Origin of the sequence: Mesorhizobium sp. C416B, assembly GCF_030323165.1 — a bacterium.
Taxonomy (GTDB): domain Bacteria; phylum Pseudomonadota; class Alphaproteobacteria; order Rhizobiales; family Rhizobiaceae; genus Mesorhizobium.
Genome location: NZ_CP100471.1, coordinates 5,424,366 through 5,436,906, shown reverse-complemented (window position 1 = coordinate 5,436,906; position 12,541 = coordinate 5,424,366). Strand labels below are relative to the sequence as shown.

Here is a 12,541-nt window from a genome sequence, read left to right as displayed (position 1 = left end):
AGCAAATGCACCCGCCCGGCGGCGGGTGCCTTGCCTATCCAACTGGACGATGTCTATTCAACTGAACGATTCTACGCCTTGAAGAACGCCAGCAGGTCGGCGTTGATCACATCGGCGTGGGTGGTCGCCATGCCGTGCGGAAAACCCTTGTAGACCTTGAGCTCGCCCTTCTTGAGGAGCTTGACAGCCAGCAGCGCGGAGTCGGTGATCGGAACGATCTGGTCGTCGTCGCCATGCATGACCAGCACCGGCACCTCGATGGCCTTCAGATCGTCGGTGAAGTCGGTTTCCGAGAACGTCTTGATGCAATCATAATGCGCCTTGGTGCCGCCCATCATGCCCTGGCGCCACCAATTCTCGACGACAGCCTGCGATACCTGGGCGCCGGGGCGGTTGAAGCCGTAGAACGGGCCGGCCGCGACGTCGTGGAAAAACTGGGCGCGGTTGGCTGCCTGGGCGGAGCGGAAACCGTCGAACACCTCGATCGGCAGGCCGCCGGGATTGGACGCCGTCTTCAGCATGATCGGCGGCACCGCGCCGAGCAATGCGGCCTTGGCGACACGGCCGCCGGAGCCGTACTTCGCGACATAACGGGCCACTTCGCCGCCACCGGTGGAATGGCCGACATGGATCGCGTCCTTGAGGTCGAGATGCGCTGCAAGCTCCGCAACATCGGCGGCGTAGGTGTCCATCTCGTTGCCGGTATCGGTCTGGGTGGAGCGGCCATGGCCGCGCCGGTCATGGGCAATGACGCGATAGCCCTTGGACAGGAAGAACAGCATCTGGGCGTCCCAGTCGTCGCTGCTCAGCGGCCAGCCGTGATGGAAGACGATGGGTTGTCCCGTTCCCCAATCCTTGTAGAAAATTTCGGTGCCGTCCTTGGTGGTGATCGTGCTGCTGCCGGGCTTGGTCATTTCGCTCTCCATTGATTGCTCCCGCGATAATCAATATCGCGATAACCATACGACTAGCGCAGGTCCAAATCCATGTCTACAGAAAATATGTATCGCGATATCATTTTTCGTGGTACATATTGATGTGCTCAGTCGGCAAAGGAATGCCTCTTGCCTCTCCCGTTAGACAACCAGCTCTGTTTCACGCTTTACGCCACCAGCATGGCAATCAACCGCACCTACAAGCCCATGCTGGACGAGATGGGCATCACCTATCCGCAATATCTCGTGCTGAACGCACTTGCCGAAGCCGGCGGGATGTCGGTCGGCTCGATTGCGCACAGGCTCGCTTTGGAATCGAGCACCATCACGCCGCTGGTGAAGCGCATGGAACAGGCCGGTCTCGTCACCCGCCAGCGCAGCCAGACGGACGAGCGCCAAGTGCAGGTCGACCTGACTCCTGCCGGCCGCGCGCTGCTCGTCCAGTGCAACTGCCTGAACGAAACCCTGATCGAACGCTCGGGCATGACGATGGCTGATCTCGATGCCTTGAATCGGCGGATCCAGGCGCTGCGCGATGCGTTGAGCAGCAAGCCGGACTAGCTGCCCTACAAACACGCCAGGCTTAATCCTTGCCGGCCAGCCAGCGCATGATGTTGGCCATCAATTTGCCGTAGAGCGGCCATCCCAAAAAATCCTGCGACAGCCAGTGCGGGCCGATGTCTGTCGCCCACGCGACGGTGCGGCCACGGCCATGCTCACGAACCGCCAGCAGCGGCCAGTCGGTGCCACGATAATGGCAGGTCGCCAGAAGCTGGGACGAGCCATCGCGCCTGAAATCGAGTTTGTTCATGCCGAGGATCGGCGGCAACGGGCCCGCGACACCGGCAAGGATTGGATGCGACGCCTGAAGGATCGACGGCTGCAGGCCTTGCGGCACTTCCAGCCCGTCCGAGAATGGCAGGCAGCGCACGGGCAGCACGTCCTCGACCGGGGTGTCGTGGAAACGCGCCGTGCCGAACATGCCCTGAAACCCCATATAGCCGCCGGCCAGCATCAGCCCGCCGCCGCCTTCGACATAGGCCTTGAGGACGTCGAGGCGGTTGACGCCGATGCGCCCGGCGCGGGCCTCCGGCGTGACCAGCAAGGTCAGCGCGCCGACATCGGAGATCACCACCGCCTGGTATTCGGCCAGCGCGTCGAGGTCATACGGAAATTCGGCCGCACAGCGATCGCCACCGATCTGCGTCACCGCTATGCGCTCTGCGGCAAGGGCGGCATTGAAGGCCGTCGCGCCATTCACCCATGTCGCACTTGTCAGAACGTCGCCGCCGGCAGCGACCGACGTCGTCGCCGCGAAGGTCTCGCCTGCCAGCAAGAGTTTCATCGTCGCCCTCACGCTTTTCGACTGACAATTGAACGAGCGGGCGCCGGCTTGAACCGGCGCCCGCCGGGCCTTGGGAGGCTTAGAACTTAAACTCGGCCAGGTTTTCCGGCGTCACGATCTTGGCCGGGCCAAGGATCAGTTCGCCGCTGGCGCCGATCGTGTACTCGCCGAGCCTGCCTGCCGTGAACTTCTCACCTTCCTTGCCGGTGATCTTGCACTGCGCCAGCGCCTGGGCCGCCTGATAGGTCAGGTAGCCGAGATCGGTGACATTCCACCAGATATCCTGGGCAGCGCCATCCTTGATGTATTTCGAAATCAAAGTGGCCGGCGCAAGGCCGGTCAGCTTGACCTTGCCGATCATACCGGCTTCCTCGAGTGCGCGCGCGGCCGCCGGAAGGCCTATGCCTGCCGGCACGATGATCACCTTGAGATCCGGAAACGCCTGCACCAGCGCCAAGGCCTGCTGCTGGTTGACCTGCTCGCTCTCCTCGCCATAGGCGACCTGCACCAGTTTCATCTTGGCGTATTTCGGCTCTGCCGCCATCTTCGCCTTCATGAAGTCGATCCAGGCGTTCTGGTTGGTCGCCGTCGGCGTCGACGACAGGATGGCGAACTCGCCTTCGCCGCCGCTGAGGTTGAATGCGCTTTCCAGCATCATTTCGGCCAGACTGTCGCCCTTCACCTGGTTCACGAACACCGCGCGCGCATCGGCCGCGACGTCGGAATCGTACGATATCACCCGGACGCCTTGCTGAACGGCGCGCTTCAGCGCAGGCGCAACCGCATTGGCGTCGTTGCCGGCGATAGCGATGACGCCGACCTTCTGCGACACAAGGCTGTTGATGAATTCGATCTGTGCCTCGGCCGTCGCCTGCGACGGGGCGACCTGGGTGGCGGTGCCGCCAATTTCCTTCGCAGCCTCCTCGGCGCCGCCGAAAGCCACCTTGAAGTAGGGATCGGTGTCGAGCTTGGGCAGGAAGCCGACGGTCACCGGTTCCTTGGCGCATTCCTGGCTGTAGGCCAGCGAGGCCGGCGCAAGCAGAACCGCGGATGCGAGCAGGGCTATTCTAAACGCTTTCATTGTGTCTCCTCCGTCAGAATTCGGGCTTGAAGAAAGGGGCCCGAGATCACCCCTTGGTTTCGCGCAGGACGCGCGATCTTGACAGCCGCTCCTCCAGGGAGCGCCAGTAATTGCCGACCAGCAGCGAGCCGATCAGAAGCAGGCCGATGATCATGCCTTGAGCGTCGCCGCCGATCTGGTTGAGCGCCAGCACATTTCGGATGATGGCGATCAACAGCAGCGCCAGCATGACCCCCGTGAGCCGCCCCTTACCACCGAAGACGCTGACGCCGCCGAGCAGCACGATGGTGATGACATCGAGCTCCATGCCGAGCGCATTGTTGGCGCGGGCGTTGGAGAGGCGCGCGGTATAGACGATGCCGGCGATGGCTGCGACCATGCCCGAAACGACGAACAGCTTCAGCACCATTTTGCGCGTATCGATGCCGGAATAACGCGCCACTTCGGGGCTGCCGCCGAGCGCATAGATGCGCTTGCCGGTCGGCGTCTTCTGCAGCACCACCGCGAAGATCGGCGCCAGCAGCAGGAACGGCACGATGGTCCACGGGATTTGTGTGCCCGGCAGATTGCTGATGCCGAAATCGACGACCGCCGGCGGCAATATGTTGACCGAACCGGTGCCGAGCAGGATGTAGCCAATGCCCCGATAGAGCGCCATGGTGCCGAGCGTCACCACCAGCGACTGCAGCCCCAGCCCTGAAACCAGATAGCCATTGAAGGCGCCGAGCAGGCCGCCGAAGACCAGCGTCAGCGGAATGGCCGCCAGCGTCGGCACGCCGCCCTGGACGAGCAGGCCAAACACCACGGATGTCAGCGCCAGCACCGAGGCGATCGACAGGTCGATCTCGCGGGTGATGATGAGCAGCGTCATCGGCAGGATCAGCAACGCCTTTTCCGAGGCGCTTGCGGCCAATTGCGAGAGGTTGAAGCCGGAGACGAAATTCGGCACGAAGACCGCCGCATAGATAAAGACGGCGAGGCAGGCGGTCGCCAGCAGCAGATCCCAGAAGTCGATCGAGCGGATAAACTTTCTCATCTCGCCCTCGCCTGTCTCGCCTGTTCGGCGCGCCGCACGATGAAGGTGTCGATGCCGATGGCAACCAGGATCACCAGGCCATAGACGCCCTGCAGCCAGAGCGGATCGACGCGCACCAGCGTCAGCCCGTTCTTGATGACCAAGAGCGTGAGCGCGCCAAGGATGATGCCGAGCAGCGTGCCCGAGCCGCCGCGGATGGCGACGCCGCCGACCACCGCAGAGGCGATCACCGTGAGTTCGAAGCCGAGCGCGACGCGGGCATCGATGGTGGCGTAGCGCGAAGCCCACAGGGCGCCGCACAGGCCGCCTAGCAGGCCGGCCATGCCGAAGGCCAGCAGGATGCGCCGGTCGACCGGAATGCCGATCAGCCTTGCGCCGTCCGGGTTGGAACCGGTGGCAAACAGCTCGCGCCCGGTTGCGGTGCGATAGAGCAGCACATAGCCGGCGCACAGGATGACAATAGCGATGATGACGATCAGCGGCACGCCTGCGATCTTCAGCCCGGTCATGTCGAGCCAGGCTTGCGTGACTTCGTCGGCGCTGACCTGGTCGCCCGCCGCCCAGATCGAGTTGAAACCGCGGAAGATCGACATCGAAGCCAGCGTAACGACGATGGCCGGGATCTTTCCCCTGGTAACGACAAGGCCGTTGAGCAGTCCGGCAAAGCCGCCGACCGCGCAGGCGGTGATCAGGCCGATGCCAATGTCCAATCCGGGATAGGCCTGAACCATGCTGGCCGCCATATAGGCGGAGAGGCCGATCACAGCTGCGATCGACAGGTCGATGTTGCGGGTGATCAGCACCAGCATCTGCGCCAGTGCGGCGACAATCAGCAAGGCCGCGTCCATCGACACAGCGGTGAGGTTCGCCGCGCTCACCATGCGCGGGTTGATGATGGTGACCGGAATGGCGACGGCGAGCATCGCCGCAAGCAGGCCGAATTCCCGCCGCTTCAGAAAATCGAACGGTCCTTTTGCCTTTTCCTCCTCGGCGGCGCGTTCTATCTGCGCTGCCTGGCCGGCACGTTCATCGGTCCTGGTCGCCGCTTCCAGTACCTTTTCCTGCGTGGCTTGTCCGCGCGAAAACTCAGCAGTCTGGCGGCCTTCGCGCAGCACGATAATGCGGTCGCACATGCCGATCAGCTCGGGCATCTCTGACGAGATCAGCAGGATCGCCATGCCTTGCGCGGCAAGGTCAGCGATCATTGCATGCACTTCCGCCTTGGTACCGACATCGATGCCTTGCGTCGGCTCGTCGAGGATGAGCACGCGCGGCTCGGTGCGCAGCCATTTGGCCAGCACCACCTTCTGCTGGTTGCCGCCGGATAACTCTTTCACCGGCTGCCCATAACCGGAAAAGCGCAGCTTCATGCGCTTCAGCCAGTCCGCCACCAGACCGATGGCGCGGTCGGTGCCGTAGAGACCGCGTTGTGCGGCCTTGTCGAGAACAGGTAGCACCGCATTGTCGAGGATGGAGAAATCCATCACCAGGCTCTGGCCCATGCGATCTTCCGACACATAGGCGATGCTCGCATCCATGGCGTCGCGCGCCGAGGCGAACTGCACGGGCTTGCCGTCGATCAGGATTTCGCCGGCGTCGGGCCGGTCGATACCGAACAGCACGCGCGCAATCTCGGTGCGTCCGCTGCCGACCAGGCCGCCAAGCCCCAGCACCTCGCCGGCGTGAAGCTTGAGGTCGATGCCGGTAAAGCCGCCGGCGCGCGAAAGTCCCTTCCCCTCCAGCACCAGCGCGCCTGAGGCATGGCGCCGTTCGGGATAGAGGTCGGTGACTTCGCGGCCGACCATCATGCTGATGGCGGCAGCGCGGCCAAGCTCGGCTTTCGGCTTGACGCCGATCAGGCGCCCGTCACGCAGCACCGCGATGCGGTCGGCGATGCGGAAGATTTCATCCATGCGGTGGCCGACGAACATCATCGCCACGCCGTGCAGCCTGAGATCGGCAACGACGGAAAACAGCCGCTCGACCTCGCGTTGCGACAATGCGGCCGTGGGTTCGTCCATGATCAGCACGCGGGCATCCAGCGACAGCGCGCGGGCGATCTCGACCAGTTGTTGTTCAGAGGTACGCAGTGTTCCCAGCCGCGTTGCCGCCGGCACATCGAGCCCGACGGTGGCCAGCACCTTGCGGGCGCCGGCCAGCATGGCGGCATTGTCGATGCCGCCAAAGCGGTCGCGCGGCATGTGGCCGAGATAGATGTTCTCCGCCACCGACAGATCGGGAAACAGGCCAGGATGCTGGTGCATGACCGCAATGCCGGCCGCCTGCGCGTCATGCGGCGAATGGAAGACGGCTGATTTGCCGTCAACCTCGACATGACCGCTGGTGGGAGAATGCACACCGGCCAGAAGCTTCACGCAGGTGCTCTTGCCGGCGCCGTTTTCGCCAAGCAGCGCCAGCACCTCGCCGGAGCGCAATTCGAAGGAGGCGTCCTTGAGCGCAATCGTGCCGCCGAAAGCCTTCGTCGCCTGAACCAGGGCAACAGGAACAGCCCGCACCACCGCAGCGTCGGCTTCGCTTTGTGTGCCCGAGTGCAGCACGTCTCCTCCCTGACTAGTTATTTTTTCAATTTGCTATATTAAATAGCGCAAAGGCGCAACGGCAAAATTGACTTCCATGGTTCTGACGCGCACTGTCGCCTCTCGCACAGGCATCGCAGGATGCTTCGGCCGAAGGTGGTTTCGGCCTCTTGCGGTAAGACGGCGACATTTGAGGAGACGAGGGTTTTGTCAGGGAAAGGCAGCAATTCTGTCAAAGTTCGCCACTACAACGAGCGTTTCGTGCTCGACGCCATCCGTCGCCTCAAGGAAGCCTCCAAGTCCGATCTGGCGCGCGCGGCAAGCCTGACGCCGGCGGCGGTCGCTGCGATCGTCGACGGCCTGGAATCCTCCGGTTTCGTGAAGCAAGTGGGAAAAAGGTTCGGGCAACGCGGATCGCCCTCCACGCTGTACCGGCTGACACCGGAACGCATCTACAGCGTCGGCATCAAGATCGGCCGGCGTGCGCTGGAAGCCGTTCTGGTCGACTTCGCCGGTGAAATCCGAGCAAGAGAGTCGCACGAATACCGCTTCCCCGATCCTGATCTGGTGCTGAAGGCCGGCAACATGGCGCTGGCCACCTTCGAAAAGCTGGTGGATGGGCTTGGCGATGCCAGCATCGTCGGCGTCGGCATTGCCTCACCCTATTTCCTCGGCGGCTGGAGCGAGGAACTCGGCTTTCCCGACGATCTCGGCAGCCGCTGGGAAGCGATCGACCTGACGACTTGCTTTGCCACGCCGGCGAAGACGCCGGTGTTCGTGGAAAACGACGCCACGTCGGCGGCGCTGGCCGAACTTGTCCAGGGCGCCGGCGCCCGCTTCCGCGATTTCATGCACATCTCGATCGACACTTTTGTCGGCGGCGGCCTGGTGCAAGGCGGCAGGGTCCACACCGGGCCGCATGGCAACAGCGCTGCCCTCGGACCCTTGCCGGTCTCGCCCTCAAGCCTCGATTCGGTGGCGGCGAAGCCTGCGCGCTACCAGAGCCTGCTGCATCGCGCCTCGATCTATGTGCTGGTCAATCACCTGAGGTCGCGCGGCGTGGTGATCAATCGTGTGCGGGAACTCGATCCGTTGCCACCCGAAGCGCGCTTGCCGCTGTTCGAATGGATCGACGATTGCGCGAGCGCGCTGGTCGAGGCGATCATCGCCATCACCTCCATCATCGACATCGAGGCCATCGTTCTCGACTCGATCCTGCCCAGGCTGATCCATCTCGAACTGCTGGCAAGGGTGCAGACCCAGTTCAACCAGGCCAGCGCAATCGGCATCGTCGCGCCGGAGATCGTGTCGGGGCAATTCGGCCCTGAGGCCTCCTCGATCGGCGCTGCCATGCTGCCGTTCTCGGCGCTGCTGGCGCCCGACAGCGGCGTGCTGATGATCGGCAAGGACCGGACTAAACTGCTGAGCGCGCTGTCCACGCTGGGCGGCGCCAAGGGAAACGGATCAAATCCGCCCGCCGACCTGCCGGCCTGAGCGCAATGCGGCGCCCAACGCAGGATCGGCCGCCCTTGCCCGCCGTGGCTTGCACCCTTTCCCGCCTTCCGCTATAGAGCCGCCACCCGCGTAGACACCCTTGGAGGCAACGCGGCGGAAGGCTGCCTTCCCTTGTGATCCCGAACAAAGTTCCGCGTATGCGGTTTCTGGCATTCGGACATCCAGGCCTGGCGGCTTTCGACGTTTACGGTCCAGGCACACTGCCACCGCAAACGCTCCATAAAACGCGAAAGGAAATGCCATGAGCCACGATACTTACGAGCTCAAGGCCGAAGCGCGCGAACAGGTCGGTAAGGGGTCCGCCCGTGCAGTTCGCCGCAACGGTAAAGTGCCTGCAGTTATTTACGGCGACAGACAGCCTCCCCTGGCGATTGCGCTGAACTACAAGGACGTCTTCTACAAAATCCATGGCGGCGGGTTTTTGACCACGATCGCCACGATCGATGTCGACGGCAAGAAAATCCAGGTTCTGCCCAAGGATTTCCAGCTCGACCCGGTCAAGGATTTCCCGGTCCATGTCGACTTCCTGCGCATCGGCAAGGACACCGAGGTCAACGTCGACGTGCCTGTCCACTTCATCAATGAAGACAAGTCGCCCGGCATCAAACGCGGCGGCGTGCTCAACATCGTGCGTCACGAAGTCGAGTTCCACTGCCCGGCCAATGCGATCCCGGAATTCATCACCGTCGATCTCACCGGCGCCGACATTGGCGATTCGATCCACATCTCGGCGGTTACCTTGCCGGCCGGCGTCAAGCCGGTGATCTCCGATCGCGATTTCACCATCGCGACCATTGCCGGCTCCTCGGCGATGAAGCCGGAGACGGAAGAGACGGCGGAAGCGGCAGCCCCCGAAGCGGCGGCTCCTGCTGCCGAAGAGAAGTAATTTTCGGGCCCGGAGTTCACGATGCTTGTCTTTGCAGGCCTCGGCAATCCGGGCGCGAAATACGCTGATAACCGGCACAATGTCGGCTTCATGGCGGCGGACGCAATTGCCCGCCGCCATTCGTTTTCGCCCTGGTCGAAGAAGTTCCAGGGCCTGATCGCCGAAGGCACGATTGCCGGCGAAAAGATTCTTCTGATCAAGCCGCAGACCTTCATGAACCTGTCGGGACAGCCGGTCGGCGAAGCCCTGCGCTTCTACAAGCTCGGCCCCGAGGCGCTGACCGTCTTTTACGACGAGATCGACCTGCCGGCCGGCAAATTGCGGGTCAAGGTCGGCGGTGGCGCCGGCGGACACAACGGCATCCGTTCGCTCGACCAGCATGTCGGCAAGAACTTTCGCCGCGTGCGCATCGGCGTCGGCCATCCCGGCGTCCGGGAAATGGTGCAGTCCCATGTGCTCGGCGATTTCGCCAAGGCCGACCGCGAATGGCTGGACGTGCTGCTCGACACCATCGCCGACGATGCCGGGCTGCTGGCCAAGGGCGACGACAGTTCCTTCATGAACCGCATTACTCTGGCCCTGCGTGACAAGCTGGTGCCGACCAGCGACGACGACCGGCCGCCGCCCAAGGCGCCGAAGGCTGAAGGTCCAAAGGCTCAAAGCCACATCCGCCAAGCACGGCCACAGCAGGCGCCGGCCAAGCTGCCGGAAAGCGGCCCGATGGCCGCCATGCTGAAGAAACTGTTCGGCAAGAAGGACTGAGCGTCGATAGGATCGGGACCGCGGGGCTTGACGTTGCTCACCCCTATCGCCCATAGCCCTCATCAAATTTCTAGTTTCCCGATAGGACCGGACACATGGGTTTCAAATGCGGCATCGTTGGCTTGCCCAACGTCGGCAAGTCGACGCTTTTCAACGCATTGACCAGGACGGCGGCGGCGCAGGCCGCCAACTATCCGTTCTGCACCATCGAACCGAACACCGGCGAGGTGGCGGTGCCTGATCCGCGGCTGCAGAAGATCGCCGCAATCGCCAAGTCTAAGGAGATCATCCCGACCCGCATCTCCTTCGTCGACATCGCCGGCCTGGTGCGCGGCGCCTCCAAGGGCGAAGGGCTGGGCAACCAGTTCCTCGCCAACATCCGTGAGGTCGACGCCATCGTGCATGTGCTGCGCTGTTTCGAGGATGACGACATCACCCATGTCGAGGGCAAGATCGACCCTGTCGCCGACGCCGATACGGTCGAGACCGAGCTGATGCTCGCCGACCTCGACAGCCTCGAGCGCCGCATCGTGCAGATCCGCAAGCGCGCCGGCAGCAAGGACAAGGAAGCAACCACCGTGCTGCCGATGATGGAGGCCGCACTCGAGCTCCTCCAGGCCGGCAAGCCGACCCGCATCCTGCTCAACGGCATTTCAGCGGAAGACCTGCGCATCCTGCAGGGACTGAACCTCTTGACCTCGCACCCCGTGCTCTATGTCTGCAACGTCGCCGAAGCCGACGCCGCCACCGGCAACGAGCACACCAGGGCCGTGGAAAAGATGGCGACCGCGCAGGGCGCCGGCACCGTGGTGATCTCAGCCGCGATCGAAGCCGAAGTCGCCCAGCTCTCCGACGAGGAAGAGATGGAGTTCCTGTCCTCGCTCGGCCTCGACGAACCTGGCCTCAACAAGGTCATCCGCGCCGGCTACGATCTGTTGCATCTCATCACCTATTTCACCGCCGGGCCGAAGGAGACGCGCGCCTGGACGATCCACAAGGGCGACAAGGCCCCGCAGGCGGCCGGCGTCATCCACACCGATTTCGAGCGCGGCTTCATCCGCGCCCAGACCATCGCCTATAACGACTACGTCACACTGGGCGGCGAAGTGGCGGCCAAGGAAGCCGGCAAGGCGCGCGACGAAGGCAAGGAATATGTCGTCCAGGACGGCGATGTCCTGCTGTTCAAGTTCAATACCTGAGGCGCCGCGGCTGGCGCGCTGACCGCGGCCGATCACGGCTGCGTCAAGTGGAGGAGCCGGCATGCCGCTTCGCTTGACTGCCCTTGGCACCGGGTCTATGGCCGTTTGCATGCGACTTGGCCGTCCCCGTGGGAGCGGCGGCGCGTGCAAGACCCATCGCTATCAAACGAAACCTCTTGGGCTCAACCAACGGAGATTCGGCGATGATCAAGGCCTTCGTCGTCGACAATGATCGCCTGCGCCTCGCCGACGATCTCGTGGCCAATGGCGATCACGTCGTCTGGGCCGACCTTCTCAACCCGACCAAGGAAGAAGAAACAACGATCGAGACCTGGCTCGGTGTTGCCATCCCGACGCGCGAGGAGATGGAGGAGATCGAGATTTCGAGCCGCCTCTACATCGAGGACGGCGCCTACTTCATGACCGCCACCTTGCCGGCGCAGACCGAAATCGATGATCCCTTGATGTCACCGGTTACCTTTGTGCTTGCCGGCCCGAGACTGGTCACCATCCGCTATCATGAGCCGAAGGCGTTCAAGACCTTTCCCCTGCGCGCCGAGAAGGTGGCGACAGGCTGCACCACCGGCAACACCATTCTGATCGGCCTGCTGGAGGCGATTGTCGATCGTCTTGCCGACATTCTCGAACGCGCCGGCCGTGACATCGAAACGATCTCGCGCGATATTTTCGAAGCGCGCTCGACCAAGGTGAACAAGCGCAATCGCGACTTCCAGGAACTGCTCAAGGCCATCGGCCGCAAGGAGGACATCGCCTCCTCGATCCGTGACAGCCTGATCTCGTTGCAGCGCCTCACCGGCTTCCTTGCCCACGTCGCGACCCAGATCAAGATGAGCAAGGACGTCCGCGCCCGCATCAAGACCGTATCGCGCGACGTGCTGTCGCTCGCCGACCATGCCACCTTCCTGTCGCAGAAGATCTCGTTCCTGCTCGACGCGACGCTCGGCATGATCTCGATCGAGCAGAACGCCATCATCAAGATCTTCTCGGTCGCCGCCGTCATCTTCCTGCCGCCGACGCTGGTGGCTTCGATCTACGGCATGAATTTCGACGTCATCCCGGAGCTGAAATGGGAGCTCGGCTATCCCTTCGCCATCGGCCTGATGATCCTGTCGGCGATCCTGCCGTTCTGGTATTTCCGCCGCCGCGGCTGGTTGTAGGCCCAATAGAATTCGCTTGACCAAACGCCGCCCGGACGGCATCCGGATGCCCGGTGATCGTACAACC

At 63.1% G+C, this 12,541-nt stretch carries 11 protein-coding genes; 6 read left to right on the top strand and 5 right to left on the bottom strand.

Annotated elements, in window-relative coordinates; translation table 11 throughout:
- Window positions 1–71: 71 nt before the first annotated feature.
- Window positions 72–914, bottom strand: coding sequence for an alpha/beta fold hydrolase (locus NLY43_RS26515; RefSeq protein WP_156935506.1), 843 nt, complete (start codon window positions 912–914; stop codon window positions 72–74).
- Between the two features lie 150 nt (window positions 915–1,064).
- Here NLY43_RS26515 and NLY43_RS26510 point away from each other — a divergent pair, with 150 nt between their 5' ends.
- Window positions 1,065–1,496: a MarR family winged helix-turn-helix transcriptional regulator gene (locus NLY43_RS26510; protein ID WP_023711146.1), complete on the top strand. Its 432-nt coding sequence runs from the start codon at window positions 1,065–1,067 to the stop codon at window positions 1,494–1,496.
- Window positions 1,497–1,518: 22 nt separating this feature from the next.
- Here the strand turns inward: NLY43_RS26510 and NLY43_RS26505 are convergent, their stop codons facing one another.
- The 4 genes from NLY43_RS26505 to NLY43_RS26490 all read right to left on the bottom strand — a co-directional run bounded on the left by NLY43_RS26505 (window position 1,519) and on the right by NLY43_RS26490 (window position 6,955).
- A complete protein-coding gene (locus NLY43_RS26505) occupies window positions 1,519–2,280 on the bottom strand; it encodes a glutamine amidotransferase (protein WP_023711145.1) in 762 nt (253 codons plus the stop codon).
- A 79-nt stretch (window positions 2,281–2,359) separates the two neighbouring features.
- Window positions 2,360–3,361, bottom strand: coding sequence for a rhamnose ABC transporter substrate-binding protein (locus NLY43_RS26500; RefSeq protein ID WP_023701576.1), 1,002 nt, complete (start codon window positions 3,359–3,361; stop codon window positions 2,360–2,362).
- Between the two features lie 46 nt (window positions 3,362–3,407).
- Window positions 3,408–4,397 (bottom strand): ABC transporter permease, encoded by a 990-nt coding sequence (locus NLY43_RS26495; protein ID WP_023670040.1) that lies wholly within the window; start codon window positions 4,395–4,397, stop codon window positions 3,408–3,410.
- Window positions 4,394–6,955 (bottom strand): ATP-binding cassette domain-containing protein, encoded by a 2,562-nt coding sequence (locus NLY43_RS26490; RefSeq protein ID WP_023711144.1) that lies wholly within the window; start codon window positions 6,953–6,955, stop codon window positions 4,394–4,396. Before NLY43_RS26490 ends, NLY43_RS26495 begins: the two co-directional genes overlap by 4 nt.
- Window positions 6,956–7,141: 186 nt before the next feature.
- Here NLY43_RS26490 and NLY43_RS26485 point away from each other — a divergent pair, with 186 nt between their 5' ends.
- The 5 genes from NLY43_RS26485 (at window position 7,142) to corA (ending at window position 12,474) form a co-directional block, all read left to right on the top strand.
- Window positions 7,142–8,428 carry an ROK family transcriptional regulator gene (locus tag NLY43_RS26485; RefSeq protein ID WP_023711143.1) on the top strand — a complete coding sequence of 429 codons (1,287 nt, stop codon included), beginning with the start codon at window positions 7,142–7,144 and terminating at the stop codon, window positions 8,426–8,428.
- Window positions 8,429–8,690: 262 nt separating this feature from the next.
- The gene (locus tag NLY43_RS26480; RefSeq protein WP_023686131.1) at window positions 8,691–9,335 is read left to right on the top strand and encodes a 50S ribosomal protein L25/general stress protein Ctc; all 645 of its coding nucleotides are present in this window, start codon (window positions 8,691–8,693) and stop codon (window positions 9,333–9,335) included.
- 21 nt (window positions 9,336–9,356) lie between these two features.
- The gene (gene pth / locus NLY43_RS26475) at window positions 9,357–10,097 is read left to right on the top strand and encodes an aminoacyl-tRNA hydrolase (protein WP_023711142.1); all 741 of its coding nucleotides are present in this window, start codon (window positions 9,357–9,359) and stop codon (window positions 10,095–10,097) included.
- A 95-nt stretch (window positions 10,098–10,192) separates the two neighbouring features.
- Complete coding sequence (gene ychF, locus NLY43_RS26470; protein ID WP_023686133.1) at window positions 10,193–11,296, top strand: redox-regulated ATPase YchF; 1,104 nt, start codon at window positions 10,193–10,195, stop codon at window positions 11,294–11,296.
- Window positions 11,297–11,499: 203 nt separating this feature from the next.
- Entirely contained in the window at window positions 11,500–12,474 is a 975-nt protein-coding gene (gene corA / locus NLY43_RS26465) for a magnesium/cobalt transporter CorA (RefSeq protein WP_023711141.1), read from the top strand.
- Window positions 12,475–12,541 lie beyond the last annotated feature (67 nt).

Bases quoted from the DNA above. Each gene is read 5' to 3' on its own strand.
- NLY43_RS26515 (WP_156935506.1), bottom strand. From the start codon at position 914: ATGACCAAGCCCGGCAGCAGCACGATCACCACCAAGGACGGCACCGAA.
- NLY43_RS26505 (WP_023711145.1), bottom strand. From the start codon at position 2,280: ATGAAACTCTTGCTGGCAGGCGAGACCTTCGCGGCGACGACGTCGGTC.
- NLY43_RS26500 (WP_023701576.1), bottom strand. From the start codon at position 3,361: ATGAAAGCGTTTAGAATAGCCCTGCTCGCATCCGCGGTTCTGCTTGCG.
- NLY43_RS26495 (WP_023670040.1), bottom strand. From the start codon at position 4,397: ATGAGAAAGTTTATCCGCTCGATCGACTTCTGGGATCTGCTGCTGGCG.
- NLY43_RS26480 (WP_023686131.1), top strand. From the start codon at position 8,691: ATGAGCCACGATACTTACGAGCTCAAGGCCGAAGCGCGCGAACAGGTC.
- pth (WP_023711142.1), top strand. From the start codon at position 9,357: ATGCTTGTCTTTGCAGGCCTCGGCAATCCGGGCGCGAAATACGCTGAT.
- ychF (WP_023686133.1), top strand. From the start codon at position 10,193: ATGGGTTTCAAATGCGGCATCGTTGGCTTGCCCAACGTCGGCAAGTCG.
- corA (WP_023711141.1), top strand. From the start codon at position 11,500: ATGATCAAGGCCTTCGTCGTCGACAATGATCGCCTGCGCCTCGCCGAC.